The 22315-nt window shown below is 47.0% G+C and carries 22 protein-coding genes and 1 riboswitch; of the genes, 19 read left to right on the plus strand and 3 right to left on the minus strand.

Annotation, left to right across the window (positions count from 1 at the left end; all coding sequences use genetic code 11):
* Positions 1-17: 17 nt before the first annotated feature.
* Positions 18-1124 carry a glycosyltransferase family 4 protein gene (locus NYE37_RS01860; protein ID WP_131470894.1) on the plus strand — a complete coding sequence of 369 codons (1107 nt, stop codon included), beginning with the start codon at positions 18-20 and terminating at the stop codon, positions 1122-1124.
* A gap of 55 nt (positions 1125-1179) precedes the next feature.
* Here the strand turns inward: NYE37_RS01860 and NYE37_RS01865 are convergent, their stop codons facing one another.
* The gene (locus tag NYE37_RS01865; protein WP_037996698.1) at positions 1180-2097 is read right to left on the minus strand and encodes an LCP family glycopolymer transferase; all 918 of its coding nucleotides are present in this window, start codon (positions 2095-2097) and stop codon (positions 1180-1182) included.
* A gap of 244 nt (positions 2098-2341) precedes the next feature.
* On the opposite strand from NYE37_RS01865, the gene NYE37_RS01870 reads away from it, so the two are divergent.
* The 5 genes from NYE37_RS01870 to NYE37_RS01890 all read left to right on the plus strand — a co-directional run bounded on the left by NYE37_RS01870 (position 2342) and on the right by NYE37_RS01890 (position 7192).
* On the plus strand, positions 2342-3280 hold the full coding sequence (locus NYE37_RS01870) for an SDR family oxidoreductase (protein WP_037996700.1): 939 nt from the start codon (positions 2342-2344) through the stop codon (positions 3278-3280).
* A gap of 200 nt (positions 3281-3480) precedes the next feature.
* On the plus strand, positions 3481-4113 hold the full coding sequence (locus NYE37_RS01875; RefSeq protein ID WP_049720694.1) for a sugar transferase: 633 nt from the start codon (positions 3481-3483) through the stop codon (positions 4111-4113).
* 452 nt (positions 4114-4565) lie between these two features.
* Positions 4566-4689: riboswitch (SAM riboswitch) on the plus strand.
* A 96-nt stretch (positions 4690-4785) separates the two neighbouring features.
* Complete coding sequence (locus NYE37_RS01880; RefSeq protein ID WP_037996729.1) at positions 4786-5739, plus strand: methionine ABC transporter ATP-binding protein; 954 nt, start codon at positions 4786-4788, stop codon at positions 5737-5739.
* A complete protein-coding gene (locus NYE37_RS01885; RefSeq protein WP_037996731.1) occupies positions 5724-6383 on the plus strand; it encodes a methionine ABC transporter permease in 660 nt (219 codons plus the stop codon). Before NYE37_RS01880 ends, NYE37_RS01885 begins: the two co-directional genes overlap by 16 nt.
* Before the next feature lie 14 nt (positions 6384-6397).
* The gene (locus NYE37_RS01890; RefSeq protein WP_049720693.1) at positions 6398-7192 is read left to right on the plus strand and encodes a MetQ/NlpA family ABC transporter substrate-binding protein; all 795 of its coding nucleotides are present in this window, start codon (positions 6398-6400) and stop codon (positions 7190-7192) included.
* A gap of 25 nt (positions 7193-7217) precedes the next feature.
* Here NYE37_RS01890 and NYE37_RS01895 read toward each other — a convergent pair whose 3' ends face one another.
* Positions 7218-7853 (minus strand): YigZ family protein, encoded by a 636-nt coding sequence (locus tag NYE37_RS01895; protein ID WP_049720692.1) that lies wholly within the window; start codon positions 7851-7853, stop codon positions 7218-7220.
* A 94-nt stretch (positions 7854-7947) separates the two neighbouring features.
* The gene (locus tag NYE37_RS01900) at positions 7948-9045 is read right to left on the minus strand and encodes an LCP family protein (RefSeq protein ID WP_049720691.1); all 1098 of its coding nucleotides are present in this window, start codon (positions 9043-9045) and stop codon (positions 7948-7950) included.
* Between the two features lie 617 nt (positions 9046-9662).
* On the opposite strand from NYE37_RS01900, the gene NYE37_RS01905 reads away from it, so the two are divergent.
* The 13 genes from NYE37_RS01905 (at position 9663) to wecB (ending at position 22101) form a co-directional block, all read left to right on the plus strand.
* Positions 9663-11594: a S8 family peptidase gene (locus NYE37_RS01905; protein ID WP_084712953.1), complete on the plus strand. Its 1932-nt coding sequence runs from the start codon at positions 9663-9665 to the stop codon at positions 11592-11594.
* A 189-nt stretch (positions 11595-11783) separates the two neighbouring features.
* Complete coding sequence (gene metK / locus NYE37_RS01910) at positions 11784-12983, plus strand: methionine adenosyltransferase (protein ID WP_049720689.1); 1200 nt, start codon at positions 11784-11786, stop codon at positions 12981-12983.
* A gap of 244 nt (positions 12984-13227) precedes the next feature.
* The gene (locus NYE37_RS01915) at positions 13228-13962 is read left to right on the plus strand and encodes a response regulator transcription factor (RefSeq protein ID WP_049720688.1); all 735 of its coding nucleotides are present in this window, start codon (positions 13228-13230) and stop codon (positions 13960-13962) included.
* Positions 13963-14033: 71 nt separating this feature from the next.
* Positions 14034-14459 (plus strand): hypothetical protein, encoded by a 426-nt coding sequence (locus tag NYE37_RS01920; RefSeq protein WP_049720687.1) that lies wholly within the window; start codon positions 14034-14036, stop codon positions 14457-14459.
* Positions 14460-14508: 49 nt separating this feature from the next.
* Complete coding sequence (locus NYE37_RS01925; protein ID WP_049720686.1) at positions 14509-16146, plus strand: DEAD/DEAH box helicase; 1638 nt, start codon at positions 14509-14511, stop codon at positions 16144-16146.
* Positions 16147-16167: 21 nt separating this feature from the next.
* Positions 16168-16887: a ComF family protein gene (locus NYE37_RS01930; RefSeq protein ID WP_131470895.1), complete on the plus strand. Its 720-nt coding sequence runs from the start codon at positions 16168-16170 to the stop codon at positions 16885-16887.
* 77 nt (positions 16888-16964) lie between these two features.
* Positions 16965-17240: an HU family DNA-binding protein gene (locus tag NYE37_RS01935; RefSeq protein ID WP_037997689.1), complete on the plus strand. Its 276-nt coding sequence runs from the start codon at positions 16965-16967 to the stop codon at positions 17238-17240.
* A gap of 206 nt (positions 17241-17446) precedes the next feature.
* A complete protein-coding gene (locus tag NYE37_RS01940) occupies positions 17447-18193 on the plus strand; it encodes a basic amino acid ABC transporter substrate-binding protein (RefSeq protein ID WP_082240780.1) in 747 nt (248 codons plus the stop codon).
* A gap of 116 nt (positions 18194-18309) precedes the next feature.
* A complete protein-coding gene (locus NYE37_RS01945) occupies positions 18310-18990 on the plus strand; it encodes an amino acid ABC transporter permease (RefSeq protein WP_037997694.1) in 681 nt (226 codons plus the stop codon).
* Positions 18991-19089: 99 nt separating this feature from the next.
* Positions 19090-19812, plus strand: coding sequence for an amino acid ABC transporter ATP-binding protein (locus NYE37_RS01950; RefSeq protein ID WP_037997697.1), 723 nt, complete (start codon positions 19090-19092; stop codon positions 19810-19812).
* Positions 19813-19916: 104 nt separating this feature from the next.
* Positions 19917-20117 (plus strand): cold shock domain-containing protein, encoded by a 201-nt coding sequence (locus NYE37_RS01955; RefSeq protein WP_037997728.1) that lies wholly within the window; start codon positions 19917-19919, stop codon positions 20115-20117.
* A 196-nt stretch (positions 20118-20313) separates the two neighbouring features.
* On the plus strand, positions 20314-20877 hold the full coding sequence (hpf, locus tag NYE37_RS01960; RefSeq protein ID WP_037997699.1) for a ribosome hibernation-promoting factor, HPF/YfiA family: 564 nt from the start codon (positions 20314-20316) through the stop codon (positions 20875-20877).
* Positions 20878-21033: 156 nt separating this feature from the next.
* A complete protein-coding gene (wecB, locus tag NYE37_RS01965; protein ID WP_340711730.1) occupies positions 21034-22101 on the plus strand; it encodes a non-hydrolyzing UDP-N-acetylglucosamine 2-epimerase in 1068 nt (355 codons plus the stop codon).
* Positions 22102-22315: the final 214 nt, after the last annotated feature.

The raw sequence follows: 22315 nt of genomic DNA on the forward strand, positions 1-22315 counted from the left end.
AGAAAGGAGTTGCTTGTGTGTCCGCTAAAGTAATGATCTTCAGTTCGGTTCATCCTTATGATGATTCGCGGATTTTCCACAAACAAGCAAAATCACTGGCGAAAAACGGATACCGGGTGGAGCTCCACGCCATCGCCGATTTTAAAGAAAAAGTGATCGATGGCGTAAAAATCCGGGGGGTAAAGCGCGTCAACAAAAAGTGGAAACGGCTTTGGACCGGATATGAGCTTTACCGGCGCGCTTTAAAATGCGGAGCGGATTTGTATCATTTTCATGATCCGGAGTTGTTGCCGTGGGGAGTGTTATTGGCTTGGCGGACCGGGTGCCCGGTGATTTATGATTCGCATGAGGATTTGCCCAAACAGATCCAAACCAAACCGTGGATTCCCGAAAAGCTCCGTGCCCCGCTGGCAAAAATCGTCCATAAAGTGGAAAAGGGATTGGCCCGCCGGCTGTCCGCGGTCATTACAGCGACGGAATCGATTCAAAGACAGTTCCATCAAGCCAAAAGAGTCGAAGTGATTAAAAACTATCCGTTGTCGATGCCGGAGATCGAAAAAGAAGAGGATGGCGTCAACCGGATTTTGTATGTCGGGGGCGTGTCGTATCTGCGCGGTTACCGGGAAATGATACAGATGATGGATTATTTGCCGGAATCCTTGCAAGCCGAACTTCACATCATTGGTCCCCTCCAGCATATCAAACCGGAAGACCGGGACAAGTCCGCACTGGAACAGAAGAGGGTTTATTTGCATGGCCGGATTCCGTTTGATGATGTGCAGAAGTGGTTGGGAAAAGGAAAAGTGGGATTGGTTTGCCTGCATCCGGTCGAGAATTACCGGGAATCCCTTCCCATCAAGATGTTTGAATACATGGCCGCCGGATTGCCCATGGTGGCGACGGATTTTCCGATGTGGAGGGAAATTGTGGAATCCAGCCATTCCGGGCTGGTGGCCGATGCTTTGAATCCCAAGGATATTGCGCAAAAAGTGGAACGGATCTTAAGCGATGACGAACTGCGCGGCCAAATGAGCACCGATGCGAGAAAAGCCCATGAAACCCGTTATAATTGGAAGGTTGAGGAAAGAAAAGTTTTTTCTTTATATCAGGAACTGCTTCAATGAAAAGGGATCCTGTGTCCATGATCAGGGCGATTCCCCTGTCCATGGCAGGATCCTTTTAATAAAGGGTGTCAGGAGGTCGGGAATAGTTCAGTTGTTCCGCCAGGATCCCCCGGATGCGTTCGATTTCTTCGGGTGACACCCGGAAATAATAAATGCCGTCAATGGTTGCATCTTCCCCTTTGAACCGGACCGTTTTGATATTTTCCCGTGAAAGATTGGCATAGCGGTTTTGCAGTTGCAAAAGCTGAAAGGGGGAAATGTCGGTTTTGACATTGGAGCCGAGTTTTTCCATGACCGTATCCAGTTTGGTGAATGTGGTCCAATCCGTTCCCTTGCGGACGATGGCCCGGATCACTTCTTGTTGCCGTTGAATCCGTCCGAAATCCCCCAGCGGGTCCTCTTTTCTCATTCGTGCAAAGGCAAGGGTTTCTTCTCCGTTTAAATGCATGGTCCCCTTTTTGAAAGTGTGTCCTCCATAGGAAAAGGTGAAAGGCACTTCGACATCAATTCCATCCAGCTCATCCACGATTTCTTTCAAGCCTTGCATGTTGATTTGAACGTAACCATCGATGGGCAAATCCAAAAAATGCTCCACGGTCTTGCGGGTCAAATCCACTCCGCCGTAGGCATAGCTGTGGTTGATTTTGTCGCGGAAGTTTTTACCGGGGATTTCAACCCGGGTGTCCCGTGGAATATTGGTTAAGACAATGTCTTTTTCTTGCGGATTTAAAGCCGCAATCATAATGGTATCGGCACGTCCCTGATCTCCGTCCCGTTCATCCACGCCAAGCATCAAAATGGCGACAGGATCCTCATGCCATTTGATCGCTTCTTGACGTTTGTCCGATTTTTCCTGTTCAGGCGGGACATAGGACCGGTGAGCGGCGGACCAGATCAGGTACACATAATATCCAAATCCAAGCAGAACTGTTATAAACAAAAGCAGAAAAAAACGCAGGATCCATTTTTTCATTACGGAAAATCCCTCACAGGTGTTTGGTTTTATGTACTATATTATTCTTCTTTTCCATGGGAAAATACCTTCCAAAATATTGGGTGGGGAAGTGGGGACCAAGGGGCTATTTTCGAAAAATATGGACAAAAAGTTTAAAACTTGTCTTTTGCTTCTGCCCGGCTGAATTGATAAGATAGACGGGAATACGTTGAAAATGGCCGACTCAATTGACAAAGTCCACTCGAGAGAGGAGTCTGTAACAATGAAGGTAATCGTGACAGGCGGAGCCGGTTTTATTGGTTCCCACATTGTCGATCTGTTGATTGCAAGAGGAGACCGGGTGGTGATCATCGATAATCTTTCTTCAGGCAAGAAAGAGCACATCCATCCGGAAGCGAAATGGATTGAAATGGATTTGACCAATCCGGAATTAAGTGATGTGTTCATGCGGGAAAAACCGGAAGCCGTCATCCATCAAGCGGCGCAAATCCGTGTGGATGTTTCCGTTGAAGATCCGGTTTTGGACGCAAACACCAACATTATTGGGACGATCAATCTGTTGGAAGCCTGCCGCAAAAGCGGGGTGAAGAAAGTGGTTTACGCTTCATCCGCCGCCGTCTACGGAGATCCGAAATATCTGCCGGTTGATGAAGAACATCCGGTGTCACCGCTTTCCGGATACGGAATTTCCAAACATACCGTGGAACATTATTTGGAAGTGTACGCCCATTTATACGGGTTGAAATACACCGTTTTGCGCTACGCCAATGTTTACGGGCTCAGGCAGGATCCCCGCGGGGAAGGGGGAGTCATTTCCATCTTGGTGGATAAGTACTTGAAAAAAGAGCCTTTCACCATTTTTGGCGACGGCGAACAAACGAGGGATTATATTTATGTGGAAGATGTGGCCAAAGCCAACGTCGCGGCACTCTCAAGAGGAGACGGGGAGATCCTGAATGTCGGAACCGGGGTGCAAACTTCGCTGAACCAATTGCTTTCCTTGTTTGATGAAATCGCTTCTTTTGAAAACGAAAAGGTTCACGGCCCGGACCGTCCGGGGGACATTAAACACAGTTATTTCAAGAATGACAAAGTTTGCCGCATATTGGACTGGAAACCGAAATACACTCTTATGGAAGGTTTACGCAAAACCTACGAATATTACCAAAACGAATATCGCAAAATGGACAAAGAAATGTAGAAAATAAGCATATGCTGTGATCGGTCAAGGATTTGACACGGTTTTCAAAAAAGAACCTATTGTCATTCCGTGGGTTCTGCAGTATACTGTTTTACAGTAATCGGTTTGAAATATTACTGTAATGTTACTGTTATTTTTGTAAACTTAGCGAAGAAACGGAAGGGATTCTGATTATTATACACAGCAGGGGTGGATAGCTGATGCGTTCCAAGTTAGCCTACGAGAGCAACAACACGGGTGCATTTTCCGGACAGACCATTTATCCGATTTTCAAGCGGGCTTTTGAGATTGTTTTTTCCGTTGCATTGCTGCTGTTTACATTGCCTGTGCTTGTACTGACCATGATCGCGATTAAACTGGAGTCTCCGGGGCCTGTTTTTTATAAACAGGAACGCGTGGGGTTGAACGGGAAACGGTTTGAGATTATCAAACTCAGATCCATGCGCACCGATGCTGAGAAAAATGGTCCGCAATGGGCGGCAAAAAATGACCCGCGTGTCACTCGAGTAGGTAAATTTATCCGTAAGACACGGATTGACGAGCTTCCACAGTTAATCAATATCCTACGTGGTGACATGAGTCTGATCGGTCCCCGTCCGGAGAGACCTGTCTTCACCGAGAAATTTGACAAGGAGATTCCTGGTTTTAAAAAGCGCTTGTTGGTGAAACCAGGTTTGACTGGGTGGGCTCAGGTAAACGGAGGATATGAGATGACACCTGCTGAAAAGTTTGAGTTGGATATGTTCTATATTCAAAACCAATCCTTTAAAATGGATATGCAGATTTTGTTTCGGACGGTTTGGGTGGTTGTTTCCGGAAATGGAGCCCGCTAAAGAGATGCTGCCAAAAAGGGTGGCATCTTTTTTATTTATCGGAAGGATGATGGATTTCATTTGGTGCGCTCATTCAGAAAATCATTTTTAAAAACAGGTACATGAGAAGCCACAGTGGCACACTCAAACAAGAAGCGTTCATGACTCCGATCCAGAAGGACTTGCCGACAACCGTGTGCTCCATATGCGCACCTCCAAAGGATGAATGTATTTTTATTATACGCCATCTTCATTTTGGATAGATCGAAGTAGCGGCTTTGTTAATGAAATGTAATCTGGGAGTAACAGTTGATAAGATGCTGAAAACAGGCATATTTTTCCATAAATCGAATGAAGTTATACATGACCTTAAAAAATCGTTTGCATTAGAACGCTAATTGTTGACTGGCATGATTTTATGTGATAATTTTAGAAAAGATCTTGAACAAAATTGTATACGGGAATGAAGTATTCTCTTATCCAGAGAGAGGGAGGGAACAGGCCTGATGATCTCTCGGCAACCCCCTGTTGGGTTTGAAGAACCCATGGGAAGGTGCCAATTCCTGCAGAGCTGTACACTGCTCTGACAGATGAGAGAAGGAGATTGAGCAAAGTGATCCTTTCTGCATCTGAACGAGCAGGAAGGTTTTTTTATGCTTAAAAAATGTTTGCAGATCGAAGGCGGTGAAGGAAATGATTCAGTTGAAAAATGTTGTCAAAACATTTCCGGCTGCAGGTAAAAACAAAGAAATTACGGCATTAAAAGAAATTTCCCTGGAAATCGAAAAAGGGGATATATTTGGAATTGTCGGTTACAGCGGGGCCGGGAAAAGCACGTTGCTCCGGTTGTTAAACGGATTGGAGACGCCGACAAGGGGAACGGTGCTGGTGGATGGAAAAGAAATTTCGCGGCTTAGTGAACGGGAATTGCGCTTTGCCCGGCAAAAGATTGGTATGATTTTTCAACATTTCCATCTGTTGTGGTCCCGGACGGTTGCGGAAAATGTGGCGTTTCCGCTGGAGATTGCCGGGGTTCCCAAAAAACAGATCAAGGAGAAGGTAAGCCGTTTGCTGGAACTGGTCGGATTATCCGAGCGCGCCGATGCTTATCCGGCACAGCTCAGTGGAGGACAGAAACAACGTGTCGGAATTGCCAGAGCCTTGGCCAATGATCCGGACGTGCTTTTGTGCGATGAGGCCACCTCGGCGTTGGATCCGGAGACCACGGCTTCGATTTTGCGGCTGTTAAAACAGATCCATCAAAAACTGGGGCTGACCCTTGTCTTGATTACGCACGAGATGAGTGTGGTACGTGCCATCTGCAACAAAATGGCGATCATGGAAAACGGCCGGATCATTGAAACGGGTCCGGTTGCCGAAATTTTTCAAAATCCGAAGCATCCTTTGACGAAGAAATTTGTTCAGGATGCAGAACCCGGCCAGGATGGCATTTGGGTGCCGTGGTCCGGCCTTTCCAAACTGAATGAACTGGCCCGCCAATATAACGTGCATTTTCAACTGGTCGGCGGAGAAGTGAAAGGAAGCAACGATGAAGATGCAGTCCAAGTCAAAATCGGCGGAAATGAAGAAGCAGTGGAAAAAGTGCGGAAGGTGTTGGGAGGGGAACTTGAATGTGGGAGTCGGTAGATCTTGATCTGTTGCAAGAAGCAACCCTGGAAACTCTTCATATGGTGGGAATTTCCACCCTGATGACGGCGGTGCTGGGGATTCCGCTGGGGGTGCTTCTGGTGGTGACGGACCGCGGCTATTTCTGGGAAAATCTCGTTTTTCAACGTATCTTGGCCTTTGTGGTCAATATTTTCCGGGCCGTTCCTTTCATTATTTTGGTTTTGTTTTTGTTTCCGGTGGCCAAGCTCTTGGTGGGAACCACATTGGGGCCGACGGCAGCCACCATTCCGCTCATTGCAGGAGCCGCTCCTTTTTATGCGCGCATGGTGGAAACCGCCATCCGTGACATTGACAGAGGAGTGATTGAAGCCGCACAAGCAATGGGGGCCAGCCGGCTGACCATCATATGCAAAGTGCTGATTCCGGAGGCATTTCCTTCGATTGTCTCCGGACTGACCGTTACTTGTGTTTCGTTGATCAGTTTTTCCGCAATGGCCGGAATTGTCGGGGCCGGCGGTCTCGGGGACACGGCTTATCGTTTTGGTTTTCAGGCATTTAATGATGCGATGCTGTACAGTTGTGGAATTTTGTTGGTCGTATTGGTGCAATTGGTTCAAGCAGTGGGGGACTGGATTGCCCGTGCCTTGGATAAAAGATCTTAAGGAGGTCAAATGGGATGAAAAAGTTTTGGGTTTTGCTTGTCAGTGTGCTGGTTGCGGTATTGGGAGCCGCTTGCGGCAACCAAAGCAAGGAAAATACGCTTGTGGTCGGAGCCACGCAGGTTCCGCATGCGGAAATTTTGGAGCATGTCAAACCGCAATTGGAAAAACAAGGGGTAAACTTGGAAATCAGAGTGTTTACGGATTATGTTTTGCCCAATAAAGCATTGGAAGAAGGAGAAATTGACGCAAACTATTTCCAACACATTGTCTGGCTTCAAACCACCAATCAGGAAAAAGGATATCATTTGAGGGATGTGGCCCGGGTCCATCTGGAGCCGATGGGGGCTTATTCCAAAAAAATAAACTCGGTTGATCAATTAAAAAGCGGTGCCAAAGTCGCCATTCCCAATGGAACGAGTGAAATTACACGCGTTTTGCAGTTGTTGGAGAAAAACGGGTTGATCAAGTTGAATGGACATCAAGGGGAGATCACCCTGAAAAATATTGTGGAGAACCCGAAAAATTTGCAGTTTGAGCTGCTTGAGGCTTCTGCACTTCCACGGATGATCAATGAAGTGGATCTGGCTGTGATCAATACCAACTATGCGCTTCAAGCCGATTTGGATCCGCTCAAGGATGCACTGTTTATGGAAGAGAAAGACCAAAATCCTTATGTGAATGTTTTGGCGGTCAAACAAGGGAATGAAAATAACCAGGCGGTGAAAAAACTGGCGGAAGCCCTCACTTCACCGGAAGTGAAAAAGTTTATCGAGGAAAAATACAAAGGCGTAGTGGTTCCGGCGTTCTGAGGTGTAAAGAAATCCCCCTTTCCGGTCAGGAGGAAAGGGGGATTTCTTTATATTCTTTTTCTCCGCGTGTCACTTTCACTTGCCCGTGGGTCCAGTTGGTGACTTGTTGGATGAAGTCCTCTTCTTCCCCAACCGGGATCCACACCGGCCAAGACACCACCTCCTGATAGAGGGGTGTTTCCAAAAAGTAATCGGTTTGGCGGAATTCATGTTCCATTTTTCCCATAAAATGATAATCAAACGTAAAGGTGATTTTTTGGTGTAATTGGCAGCGGATGATCCCGGCTGCTTCAATTGCCGCGGAAGCCCCCTGGCTGTAAGCGCGTAAGAGCCCGCCCGCTCCCAATTTAATTCCCCCGAAATAACGGGTTACAACAATGGCGGTTTTGACCAGCTTTTTGGCATGGATCACTTCCAGTATCGGACGTCCGGCGGTCCCGGCCGGTTCCCCGTCATCGGAGGATTTTTGAATGGTGTCGGACACCAGGTATGCATAACAGTTGTGTGTGGCATCCCAATGTTGTTTGCTGATTTTCTGGACGAATTGTTGCGCTTCTTCCTCCGTAGAAACCCGTTTGGCCCTGCAAATAAAGCGCGATTTCTGAATGACGATTTCCGTTTCCCCTTGAGGTCCGACGGTTAAATACTGTTTCTCAGACATCGTTTCACCTTCTTCCCTACTATCTTAATGAAAACGGCGGGGAAATACCAGCGGTTTGCCGGGGAATTCGATGGTAAAACGGAAAAGTGACGGCTTAATAGCTGCCGTCACTTTCTGTATCACCGTCATATGAATTGGTGTTTTCGGTATCCGACATGTCATCATCCGTTCCGGAGCCGGAGTCACCGTCTGTCTCCCCATTTTCAAGCGGAGGCAATTCCAATTGTTCCCGCAGGGCTTGTCGAATTTTTTTGCGGTCTTTTTCAGGCCAGATCAACACCGCACCTGCCCCTTTGATATTTTCGGGGTAGGTTTCAATATGCAGGGTTTCAATATTGCTCTTCGGTATTTTGGTGTAGATGTTCACCAATGCCGGGAAGTTGTCCAATTCAAGACTGTGTTCGAAGTTCTCGCCCACTGCATTCATCAGGTCGGAGAATTTGCCGACTCCTTTGAAACTGGCGATTTTGTCAATCAATTTGGCAACCACTTCTTGTTGCCGTTCGTTGCGGCCCAAATCCCCGCGGGGATCCTGCTTGCGCATCCTTACATAGGCCAGGGCTTCAGATCCGTTCAGTTTGGCCGGTCCCGGCTCAAAGTAAACCGTCTTGCCGCCGATGGCTTTTTGGTGGAACGCAAACGGTACATCCACTTCCACTCCGCCCAAGGCATCGACAATGTCTTCAAATCCTTGGAAGTTGATTCGTGCGTAATGATCGATGGGGACATGCAACAGATTTTCCAAAGTTTTACGGATATTTTCAACTTGCCCGACATCTTTCTTATATCCCCAATAAGCGGCGGCATTTAATTTTGTTTTTAAACCATCCGTGTTGGCGATCTCTGTATAGGTATCCCGGGGGATACTCAGGACTTTGGCCGTGTGTTTTTTTGGGTTGACGGCAACCAGAATCATGGTGTCCGCCCGCCAAACCGGATCCGAACGTTTCCGTTGGTCGGTTCCGAGAAGTAAAATGGTGAAGGGGTCGGATTCCATTTCCACTTGTTTATCCCGTAAATCGGATTTTCCGATATCGTTTTTCGTATTGGCAAAGACTCCCCATATTTCGGATCCTAAATAAAGACCGACACCTAAAAGAAGGATGAAGGCCAAAGAGATGGAACGGATGATCCATTTTTTCCGCTGGTTTTTTTTAACCCGATTTAATCGGCTTTGTTCTACTCTTCTCATCGAAATCCCCACTCGCGCTAAATGTTTTCATTCAATGGTAACATCGTGGTTTGGATTGGATCAAGTAAAGACCGGTTGGCAATGATCAAATTCACTGAAAATTAATATTTAGGAAAGAAAACATCAAATAGTGATTAAACAGATAATATTGACGCTTTGTTGAAATCTTTTTGAACCGGGAAGAAAGGCTCCCGTACAAACCATGGATCAAAATGGAAACAGAATTGAATGGAATCCTTTAAAGAGATTTACATATGTAGACGTAATCCGGCCAGGATGGTTGCGTAAAAATTTGTCGATTTTGAGAAAACGATGAAACGATGGGAACGGCGAAACGGACCTTTTCATCAGAATGGAGGAGTTTTAGAAAAATCCGGAATAGCTTTCTTCAAAAATTGGAAAGCTGTGGAGTGTCAAGGAGTCCCCTTCTGTTTCCGCTTTCCCGACGTGTCTGAGACACTGTAATTCTTTCAAAAGAGCGGTGCAAAAGGTAGAGAAGCTTCAATAAAGAAAAAGAAAGATTCTATCTACAATTATTTATTTTATATAATAAATTCGTATGAATCTACAATCCAGCTTTATGTTTTTTGAAAATAATCGTACTTTTGGTGATTGACATGATAAATCGAAAGAGGGCCGTGGGGCTGTTTTTCCTGTTTTTTGTGTTTATTTTGTTGCTTTCAGCTGTAACCTTACCGATGATGTCCACCCCCGGATCGCTGCTTGCAAGCCGCAAGTGGGTGGTGAAGTGGCGTCAGCCGGCCCCTTCTTCTTTCTGGATGGAAGCAGAGCTTTTGGAAGAAGGGGGAGAAGGTTTATATTTGGTGCAGACCAAACCGGGAACGGATGAAGAACGGTGGGTTGAAACGTGGAAAGAAGATCCGGGAATCGAATTCATCGGTCCCGATATCCGGTATGAACTGGGGAAAGAAAAAAACCGGAGACGTCCCCGGGTGGCGTTTGGCAAAAATTATTATTTGCAACAAATCCGTATCCCGAAGGCTTGGGATTATTTCCGGAAAAAGGCGGATCCCGACAAAATAAAGCCGGTGACGGTGGCGGTGGTGGATACCGGAGTCGATTTGTCCCATCCGGTACTCAAACCTTTTCTGACCGAAGGGGTGAACGTGAAAAATCCCGATCTTCCCCCGCAGGATCATTTCGGGCACGGAACCAAAGTGGCCGGGGTTATTGCTTCCACTTGGGGGGCCAGAGAGGGGAAGCCGGTTGGAAAGGGCAGGATCATGCCGGTCAAAGTGATGGAAAACGACGGGGATGGTGAAATTTTCTACACTGTGGAAGGAATCCGCGAAGCCATCCAAAGAGGTGCTGACATCATTGTATTGTCACAAGGGAGTTGGACTTATTCCAAGTTGATGGAGGACGCAGTGGAGGAAGCCGAAAGCCGGGGCGTGCTGGTGGTTGCGGCGGCGGGGAATGCGGAATTCGATGAAAAAGGGGAGCTTTTGTTCAGTCAACCTTTGTATTATCCGGCGGCATTCCCTTCGGTTTTGTCCGTGGGTGCCACGGATTTTCAAGGGAAACATGAGCCCTTTTCCAATACCGGTTTGGGTTTGGATATCGTGGCGCCCGGTGACATGATATATACCACGTCCAATGGACAGGATTATGCTTTTGATTCGGGAACATCCTTTTCCACACCGCAAGTTGCCGGAGTGGCGGCTTTGGTCTGGCAGCTTCGTCCCGATTACACGCCCGGGGACATCCGCATGTTGCTCCGGCAAACGGCTTCTTCTTCGCCGCATTGGAATGAAAAAACCGGGTTTGGGATGTTGGATGCGGATCGTGCGCTTCGGTCCCCGCTTGACCCCGATATTGGCGAACCAAATGACAGTGAACAAACAGCAACGCCTTTTTTTCTTTCCCAAGAAATCCGTCTGGTTCTGCAAAAAGGGGATCCGGATTGGTATGTCTTGGATTTAAACAAGGCCGGCCGGCTGCAAATTGATGTAGAAGTGCTCGATGGCCCGGGGGAGGATGTTATTTTGTCAATTATCCAGTCAACGACCGGTCAAACCCGTTCCCGTTCCCTTTTGGCCCAATCAGGCAAACAACGGATCATCACGCCGGTCTCCCAAGGGAAGATCTTGTTGAAATGGTCGGTGTCCCAAGCATCCAAACAAGAGGTTGCCTTGCGGTTTCATGCCGCTTATTTGCCGGAAGAGGATGAGTATGAAGCGAATGATTTGTTGTCCCAAGCCGCTTTGCTGCCTCTTTCGGAAACCAAAAACACATTTTCTGCAACCATTTCCCGTCCCGGCGATGCCGACTGGTACCAATTGTTGATTCCGAAAGAAGGAAGGCTGGTGGTGCAAGTTCAACCCCTGACCCCGCGTTTTGATCCGGTGATCTTTAAAATCCGGCAGGATGATTGGGATAAGATGCGACAAGATGAAGAGAGGGAAGGAAGAACCGAAACTTTGTCACTGGATGTGAAACCGGGGCCGTTTTATTTTCGCGTGACGGACTATGCAGGAAATTTGATTGAGGATCCGTATCATTTAATCGTTTCTTTTGAACCAAAGTGACAAGCGTATGCGTCAAAATGTGGAAGAAAAGAATACGGTTGTAATTCACGAATGATTAGGTTATTCTAATGTTAAATAAAAATAGGGGTTTTATGTATCTGGGTATCGAGGATTACGAAACAATAAAGCCTTTCCTCGAAGGAAGGGCTTTTTCTGTTTGCAGTTTCAGGGTAGATAGGGGGAGAATGAATGTCAGCAACAAAACGCAGCCTTTTCACCTCTGAATCCGTCACGGTAGGTCACCCGGACAAAATTTGCGATCAGATTTCCGATGCCATTTTGGATGCCATTTTGGAAAAAGATCCTAATGCGCGGGTTGCTTGCGAAACTTCAGTGACAACCGGTTTGGTGTTGGTCAGTGGTGAGATTACAACTTCTTGCTATGTCGATATTCCCAAAATTGTTCGCCAAACGATCAAAGATATCGGCTATACCCGGGCAAAATACGGTTTCGATTCCGAAACATGCGCTGTGCTCACCTCCATTGACGAGCAGTCGCCCGATATTGCCATGGGTGTCGATGTCGCCCTTGAAAAACGGGAAGGTTCCATGACCGAGGAAGAAATTGAAGCCATTGGGGCCGGCGACCAAGGGATCATGTTCGGGTTTGCCTGCAATGAAACGGAAGAATTGATGCCGCTGCCCATTTCGCTGGCACACAAACTGGCGAGTCGCTTGCATGAAGTCCGGGTGGATGGCACGCTTCCATACCTTCGTCCGGATGGAAAAACGCAAGTGACGATTGAGTATGAGGATGATAAACCGGTCTGGATCGATACCATTGTTGTATCCACACAACATGCGGATCATGTTTCATTGGAACAGATTAAGAAAGATCTGATGGAACATGTGATTCTTCCGGTTGTTCCGGGTGAAATGTTTGATGAGCGAACCAAAACCTTCATCAATCCGACCGGTCGTTTTGTCATCGGGGGTCCGCAAGGGGACGCCGGCCTGACGGGACGGAAGATTATCGTGGATACTTACGGCGGATATGCCCGGCACGGCGGCGGGGCATTTTCCGGTAAAGACCCGACAAAAGTGGACCGTTCCGGAGCTTATGCAGCACGTTACGTGGCGAAAAACATCGTTGCCGCCGGACTCGCCGACAAATGTGAAGTACAGCTGGCTTATGCCATCGGGGTGGCCCGTCCGGTTTCCATTCGTGTGGACACCTTCGGCACGGGAAAAGTGGATGAAGAAACGCTGGTGAAACTGGTGGAAAAACATTTCGACCTGCGCCCGGCCGGCATTATCCGGCAGCTTGATTTGCGTCGCCCGATTTACCGGCAGACAGCTGCATACGGCCATTTCGGGCGGAACGATGTCGACTTGCCTTGGGAGCGCACCGACCTGGCGGATGTGTTGAAGAAAGAAGCCGGATTATGATAAAGAATGGAAAAGAGTTTGTGACCGTCAGGCGCAAACTCTTTTCTTTATGGATTTTAAAAAACCGGCCGCTTTGGCTGTTTGGTTCCGGCATACAAGGAAACGTTCGGCCGGTGATGAAAAAGATGTGCGTTCTCTTTTGAAGTGAAGGATTGTCTTTAAATGATGGACATCTTATTTCATCTTGATTTTATTCATGGTAAAATTTAAATAGAGGCAATATTGCGAGAAAGAGGCGATTTCCTTGGAGAAACAGCGGGCTGAAGTAGAAGAAAATACGGAAATTTCACAACATCCTTCTCCGATCCGGATCATGATTGCCGATCAGGACACCCGATTTCGTGACCGGCTTAAAGAGGCCTTAAAGCGGGAAAGCGATATGCTGCTCGTTGGCGAAACATCCGAAGGGAACGAGGTTCCTTTGGCCTGTGGAACATTGAACCCGCATGTTGTCGTCATGAATTTATATTTGCCGCGGGTGGACGGAGTGGAGGTCACCTACCGGCTTTGGAAAATGAGCCCGCAGACAAAAATTATGATTTTATCCGATCACGCCGATCCCTATGTGTTGGAAACGATTCGTTCCGGAGCGTCCGGTTTCCTGTTGAAAGATACCGAAATCCGGACGATGGTCGATGCGATCCGTGTCATTGCCCACGGAGGCGTCTATATCCATCCCGTCATGATGGGAAGTCTGGTCAATGAATTTCGCAGATTGAGCCGTATGGAAGGGGCGATTTATTATCATTACATGACCGTCCCCAAGGTCTCTTGGAGAGAAGTTTTGACCGAAAGGGAAATGGAAGTTTTAAGACTATTGGCACAGGGAAAAAATAACCGGACGATCAGTGAGCATCTGTACATCAGCGAAAAGACGGTAAAAAACCATGTGAGTAATATTTTGTATAAATTGAATGTACAGGATCGGACGCAAGCGGTGTTGATGGCGATGAGATACGGATGGGTTCAATTGATATGACGAATATCCCGGCAATGGTCACAGTCCCTGCCTTTTTGCCATACGATGCTTTTTGAGGAGGGGCGTTTTGTATGGGAGAGTGGATTTTGTGGAGCGTTTTTTTGTACATTGCCCTCTATTTCCTGGTAAAGGGTCTTTCCCGCTATTTGGGCAACTATTACCATAACAAAGCCGTTCATCTGGTGATCATTACAAAAAACAGCCAACACGAAGTCGAGTGGATGATCCGTTCTTATTATGCATGGAACGGTTCACAGGGAAAGCCGGGGCAAATCACTTGCCTGGATGCCGGTTCCAAGGATGACACCCTGTTCATTTTAAACCGGTTGAAACAACGTTTTCCCACATTGGAAGTGATTCGGCTTCATACCGGTTTCGATGAAGATGAAGCGGTTTATCGCTGGCTTCAATCCCAAGAGAAAAACAGCGGAAAACTGATTGTGATGGACTTGAGAGAGGTGGATTCGTCGGATAAATCTGAAAAAGGATCCGCTTGATTTGATCAGGCCTTGATCCGGCCTGATTCATTTTTGGGAAGTGATGGAGTTGGAAATTTATTTTTATCGTCTGGAAGGGGAAAAACAGGGGCGGTTCAGCCTGGCAGTGGAAGTGGATTTCTGGTATTGGAAGAAGCGGGGGAAGACATTGGCGGAGGTGCATTGGACCCGTTCGATCCGGGAAGCCTGGTCCTTGGCCCGGGGAAGGAAAGAAAAATCACCGGAACCCGTTACCATGCCTGTTGGCCATGAACTTCCGGCATGGATGGATCAAGCGGACCGGCTCTTTCCGGTTCTTGCCGGGAGAGCGTTGTTGTGGCAGGAAGTCCAAAACCTGGTGGAGAAACATATGTCGGGCATGGATTTGAAAACGATAAAAAGAGCCTTGCAAATCCTGATCCTGGAACAAAAATGTCAATTGAAACCGGGCGTGATCAAGCTGGGTTCGGTACGCAGATGGCGTTGTGAACGATGCCGTCATCAGGGGGAGGAAATCAAAGCGACGGTCTGTTCGTCATGCGGCGGCGAGTGTGCGGTTTGTGAACATTGCCTTTTGATGGGGCGCAGCCGTGCTTGCACCCCTTTTTTCTTGTTTGAACCGGAGGCAAATCAACCGGCAAAACCCGCATGCAAGGATCCGGCGTTTTCTTTGACCTTGAACCAGCAACGGGCTTCTTCCCGGATCGAAACCCTTCTTGAGAATCAGGAAAAAAAGGTATTGGTCTGGGCTGTCACCGGAGCCGGAAAGACCGAAATCATGTTTCCGGTGATTCAAAAATGGCTGGATCGCGGGAAAAGGATATTATGGGCGACGCCGCGCAAAGATGTCGTGTTGGAGTTGTACCCCCGGATGCGGGAATTTTTCCCGGCAACGGTTGCTTTGTACGGGGGATCCCCGCACCGGTGGCTTTCTTCCCCGCTTGTGCTGGCCACTTGCCATCAAATGTGGCGGTATCATCATGCGTTTGATTTGATGATCATTGATGAGGTGGATGCTTTTCCACTTGATGGCGATCCTGCGTTGGAAAGCGGATTGCACCGGGCGATGGCCCCGGATGGGCAACAAGTCTTGTTAACCGCAACACCGCCGGTTTATTGGCAGGACTCCGTCAAAAGAGGTCGTCTGGCCGCTGTGATGTTGCCGGCCCGGTATCATGGATGTCCACTTCCGCTTCCAAAGCTGTTTCTGGAGAGCCGGTTATGGACGAAAATCAGCAAAGGGAAACCGGTTGCCGTCTTGACCCGTTTTTTGCAACAACTGGATGAATGCCGGGGACAAGCTCTCATTTTTGTGCCCAGGGTTCGGGATGTCCGCTTGGTGCTTTTATGGTTAAAGAAAAATGCCCCTTCCTGTTTTGCCAGAGCCGGGGGCGTTCATGCCCGCGATCCTTTTCGTGAGCAAAAGATCCGGGAATTCCGCGAAGGAAAGTGGATCGTTTTGGTGACCACCACCATTTTGGAACGGGGCGTGACCGTTCCGCGTTGCCATGTGCTCGTCATGGGAGGAGATCATCCGGTTTTTGACGAAGCAACCCTCGTGCAAATCGCCGGCCGCGTCGGGAGAAATGCCGGGTACCAAAAGGGAGTGGTTTGGTTTTTGTCAGAGGAAAAAACCATGGCACAGAAACAAGCATTGAAAAAAATAAAGTGGCTGAATCATTTTGCTGAAAAAGAAGGATTTTGCTGAAAAAGGAGCGTATAATCAGAGGTGAAGTGGTGGTCATCTTTGTTTCCGGCTTTTCGTACTTGCTGGTTTTGCTCGTCTCCTGTGCAAAGGGCACTCCCCGTATCTGTATCGGATCATATCTGCCCGGTTTGTCTGGAGCAAGCGGAAGTGCTTCAAAAGCCGTATTGTTCCATTTGCATGAGCCCCGGGGTATTCAACAGAAAGATTTGCGAAGATTGTCTGCGAATACCCCCCGGTGAACGGGTCGTAAATCGCAGCGCTGTTTCCTATTCCCCTTTGGTCCGGGAATGGATGTGGACATTCAAATATGGCGGCAAGGAAAGCTTGGCGGTGCCGATGGGAAAGTGGATGGCGGAAGTGATCCGGGAACACTACGGGAGAAAAGCCGTTTCGGTGATCACTTATGTTCCGATGCATGGCGAAAGGCAAAAACAGCGAGGCTTTAATCAAGCGGAACGATTGGCTTTGACCATCGGGAAAAAATTGTGGATCCCGGTACATCCTTTATTGAAACGAGTAAAGGAAACCACTCCGCAAAGCAGGCGTACTCGCCGTGAGCGGCTTCATTCCATAAATGGCGTTTTTCAGTTGGCGGATCAAAGGCAAGCGCAAAAGGGCCGGAAACGGTCGGTATTGATCGTGGATGATGTTTACACCACCGGCGCCACGGTCAGAGAATGTGCAAAAGTTTTGCGGAATGCGGGATTTCAAGAAGTTTTCTCTGTTACATTTGCCAGATAAAGTATTAGAATAGAAAAAAGTGGTCAACTCTTGTAGATAGCAATGTAAATCAAGTAATCATGAAGGAGCGTTGAAAAATGAACAAAACGGAATTAGTGGAAAAAGTAGCTGAAAAAACGGGCAAAACGAAGAAAGAGGCAGGAATGATCGTCGACAGCGTTTTGCAAACCATTTCGGAAGCATTGAAAAACGGAGATAAAGTCACACTGATCGGATTTGGAAACTTTGAAGTCCGTGAATATGCGGCACGCAAAGGAAGAAACCCGCAAACCGGAGAAGAAATGTTTATCGAAGCAAGAAAAGCCCCGGCTTTTAAACCCGGAAAACAATTGAAAGAACTGATCAATCAGTAATTCGTCCCTACGGAATCACCTGAGGCGCTGAGCCCCGGGTGATTTTTTTATTTCCGCCTTCCTGAATTTGCATTCATGCCAGTGTTGAATAAATATACATAAATATGTATAATTAAATCGAATCTTTTCAAAGGAAATGATTAAATTTTATACGTTTTTAGCGGATAAAGGGTTTGGGAAGGGGTGTGGGAAAAATGCGCTTTTGCATGATTATACTTTCTTTGGTTTCTTCTTTGTTTCTATTGGCCGGTTGCGGCAGTCCGGCTGAAAAAGAAAATGACATCAAAGTGGGAACCAATGCTGAATTTCCTCCGTTTGAAAAGTTGGAAGGGAACGGGAAGATCACCGGTTTTGATGCTGAAATTTTGTCGGCTGTGGCCGAAGCGGAAAACCTTTCACTGGACTTTCAACATGTCGGCTGGGATGTCATGTTAAACGGTGTGGCAAGAGGCCGGTTGGATGCAGGGATCTCTGCAATCACCATCACAAAGGAGCGCCAAAAGATTTATGATTTTACGGAACCTTACTTTGAAGCGAAACAAGTGATTTTGGTTCCGTCGGCTTCCCAGGTCAAAACATTGAAAGACTTAGAAGGGAAAAAGATCGGGGTGCAATCGTCCACAACCGGGGAACAAGTGGTGCAAAAAGCATTTGGAAACACTTATCCGGGATTGAAACGGTATGACGTGATTTCTTCAGCGGTGGAAGATTTGAAGCTCGGCCGCATTGATGCGGTGGTGGTGGATGAAGCGGTGAATGCGGAATATCTCAAAAAGCTGGGAAAAAGTCAATTCAAAACGGTTCAAGATCCGTCGATGCCGTCGGAATCTTACGGGATGATTGTGAAAAAAGGAAACCGGGAATTGTTGAACCAGTTGAATGCCGGGCTGAAAAAGATTAAACAAAACGGAACTTATGACAAAATTTATGCCAAATATTTTGGGGATAAGTGAAATAAATCTGTGGATAACTTGTGGGTAAGTTGTGAAAAGAGCCTGTTTTTAATTTTGTGGATAATGTGGATAACTATGTGAATAACTGTGGACAGGGAGAAGGAGATTGTGGATAAATGATGGATTGGGATTGGTCGGTTGTCATAGAATATAAAGATTTATTTATCCAGGGGTTGATCACGACCATCGAATTAACCACGGTGGCGGTGGCCATTGGATTGGTGATCGGGGTATTGCTGGGGATGATGTTGATTTCCACGAAGAAATGGCTCAAGATTCCTGCCAGGGTTTATGTCCATCTGTTTCGCGGAACCCCGCTTTTTTTGCAGATTTTGTTTTTCCATTTTGCCGTTTTGCCCACGTTGGCGGAAATGTTTTTCATGGATCCGCCCGAAGCCGTCATTTCCGGATTCGTTGCTTTTTCCATGAATGCCGGAGCTTATATTGCGGAGATTTTTCGCGGCGGCATTCAGTCTGTGGATAAAGGGCAGTTGGAGGCGGCCCGTTCGCTGGGCATGACTTATCCACAAGCGATGCGGTTTGTGGTGTTGCCTCAGGCGTTTAAAAATATGTTGCCGCCGCTCGGAAATGAAATGATCACCCTTTTAAAAGACACCTCCTTGGTGACCGTGATTGCCGTCAATGATATTACGTATGCGGCATTCGTGACGGCCAAAAACACATTTGTCCGTTGGACCCCTTACATCACGGCCGGATTGGTGTACCTCGTGTTGACAACGCTTTTGACGCAATGGGTTTCTTATTTGGAAAAACGGTTTCGGACAAGCAAACGTTAGTCCGTGGCACAAAAAAATTTATGATCGGTTCGTTTGCGCCGTTTCAAAGGCATGCATGTGATGCCTGACGGACTTCAACGGATAAGGGATGATGACAGGATGATCCGGACAGAAAAACTGGATAAATTTTATGGTCAGTATCATGTATTAAAAGAGATTGATTTGGAGATAAATGAAAAAGAACTTGTTTGTGTCATTGGTCCGAGCGGATCAGGCAAAAGCACGTTGTTGCGCTGTTTGAACCGGCTTGAAACCATTACTTCAGGCAAGTTGATTGTAAACGGACAAGATTTGACGCATCCCGGTACCGATGTGAACCGGGTGAGGGCTGAAGTGGGGATGGTGTTTCAGCATTTTGAGCTGTTTCCTCACCTGAGTGTGTTGGAAAACATCACTTTGGCTCCGATTCGTGTCCGGAAGATGAAAAAAGAAGAAATCGAGCCGAAAGCTTATGCGTTATTGGACAAAGTCGGATTAAAGGAAAAAGCGGGGAGTTACCCCGGTGAACTGTCAGGAGGGCAAAAACAACGGGTTGCCATTGCCCGGGCATTGGCCATGGAGCCCAAAGTCATGTTGTTTGATGAACCCACTTCCGCCTTGGATCCGGAAATGGTGAAAGAAGTTTTGGAAGTGATGAAAGGCTTGGCCCGTGAAGGGATGACGATGGTCGTCGTCACCCATGAGATGGGATTTGCCCGTGAAGTCAGCGACCGCATCGTCTTTATGGACGAAGGAAGAGTCTTGGAGACGGGCAGTCCGGAAGAGATCTTTTTTCATCCCCGGCACGAAAGATTAAAAAATTTTCTCAGCAAGGTTTTATGATTCAAAAAGGGTCTTCTTGACAGTATTTTTAGACAAATGATATAGTTAAATGGCGTAAGATGTATGTCTTGTGCAATCTGATTGAAGAAGGGAATGTATTTTTCATGCAAGGCAAAGTCAAGTGGTTCAACGCGGAGAAAGGTTACGGCTTCATCGAGCGTGAAGGCGGGGACGATGTGTTTGTCCATTATTCCGCGATTGAAATGGAAGGATTTAAAACATTGGAAGAAGGTCAATTGGTTGAATTTGAAATCGTGGAGGGTTCGCGTGGACCACAGGCTGCGAACGTTGTTAAATTAGGTTAACGTTTTATAAAATCGAAAATAAAGCTCCCTCGAGGTTTCCTCCGGGGAGCTTTTGTGTTTTCTGTGGCATGCGGCCGGATCTTTTCGAAAATTAAAAACATCCAATATTTACCTTATATTAATTGTAACAAATACTGGAGGAATTTTTTAAAAATCAGGGAATAGATAAAGTACAAAGCGGAAGGAGGATTTCCCCATGAAATGTATCGTTCGCGGTCACAACTTACAAGTTACAGACGCTTTGAGAGACTTTATCGAACGTAAGTTGAGCAAGTTGGAAAGGTACTTTGATCATTCCGCTGAAATCGAGGCACAAGTTTCCCTGAATGTTTTAAAAGATATGCACAAAGTCGAAGTGACGATCCCGTTTCCGGGACTTTTGGTCCGGGCCGAAGAACTGAGTGAAGATATGTATGCCTCTGTGGATCTGGTAATGGAAAAACTGGAAAGACAGATCCGGAAATACAAAACCAAAATCAACCGGCGTTCCCGCCGCGAGTCAGGCTTTCGTAACATGTTAAAAGAAAACGCTTTAGAAAAGGGAACCACCATGACCGCATTGACCGATGAAGAAGAAGGAGACGATGAAATCGTCCGGGTGAAAAGGTTTCAGTTGAAACCGATGGACACCGAAGAAGCGATTTTGCAAATGGAGCTGTTGGGACACAATTTCTTCGTCTATACCAATGCAGTCACGGATGAAATAAATGTGATCTATCGCCGAAAAGATGGAAAGGTCGGCTTGATTGAACCCGAATAAAAATCCAAACTGCGAAATCATCCCCCCTTGCTTGGGGGGATTGTTGCTTTTATGATGTTTTTATAAAAGAAGATTGAACTTGGACCATGCTGTGATATGATAACTTCATATTCCATGGGATCTCCCAAATTTCAGAGCACGCAGGGGGTTTATCCAATGAAAGTCTTGACAGTGGTTGGAGCAAGACCGCAATTTATCAAAGCAGCACCGGTTTCCCGTGTGATTCGTCGTCATGCCGAAGAAATTCTTGTACATACCGGTCAGCATTATGATCAGTCCATGTCGGATGTATTTTTTGATGAATTACATATTCCCGTGCCCGAATACCATTTGCATGTCGGTTCCAAATCGCATGGCCGGCAGACTGGTGAAATGCTGGACAAAATCGAGGAAGTCCTTTTGTCTGAAAAGCCGGATTGCGTTTTGGTTTACGGAGACACCAATTCCACCCTGGCCGGGGCGCTGGCGGCTGCCAAGCTTCATATTCCGGTTGCTCATGTGGAAGCAGGGCTGAGAAGTTTTAACAAACGGATGCCGGAAGAGGTTAACCGGGTATTGACCGACCATGTTTCCAAATGGTTGTTTTGTCCCACGAAAACGGCGGTCAACCATTTGAAAACGGAAGGGATCACCGAAGGTGTCCATTTGATCGGCGATGTGATGTTGGATGCCGTGCTTTACAACCGCCGTCTGGCGGAGGAAAAAGCCGGTGCGCTCGAAAAACTCGGATTGGAACCCGGAAGCTATATTTTGATCACTTTGCACCGGGCGGAAAACACGGATGATCCCAAAAGGTTGCATGAAATTGTAAAAGCGATCAATGAATTGCCGGTGCCGGCGGTTCTCCCGCTTCACCCGAGAACGCGCGGAAAACTGAAAGAGTATGGTTTTGCCATTCAAAACGACCGCGTCCAATGCATTGAACCTGTCGGCTATCTGGATATGTTGCAGCTGGAAGTCAATGCGAAGAAAATTTTAACCGATTCGGGAGGCGTCCAAAAAGAAGCCATGTTTGCAAGGGTTCCCTGCATTACCATGCGCGATGAGACGGAATGGACCGAGACCGTTGAACTGGGAGCCAATCGATTGGTTGGTGCGGACTCCCGCAAGATTTTGGAAGCCGTTGAACAATTCGAAGTGGACTTTGACCAGGTGGAACCGGTTTTCGGAGACGGACATGCGGCGGAGAAAATTTTGGAACAGTTGGGCAAAGATATAGGATAAAGAAGGGATGAAGCCAGTTCTGAAAAAGGAACTGGCTCTTTTTATCAACGGTTTTAATCTTGACTATTTTGCGAAAAGGAATCGAAAGGATACCCAACACAGAATGATTATGTTACATTGACGATAGTTTATTTCAGACTTTGTAATACAATGACGTTTATATTACAAAAGGAATTGATTTCCTTTTTTCATAAATTAAAAAAGTGAGAAACAA

This window comes from Thermoactinomyces sp. FSL K6-2592 (assembly GCF_038006465.1).
In the GTDB taxonomy this organism is placed as follows: Bacteria; Bacillota; Bacilli; order Thermoactinomycetales; family Thermoactinomycetaceae; genus Thermoactinomyces; species Thermoactinomyces vulgaris.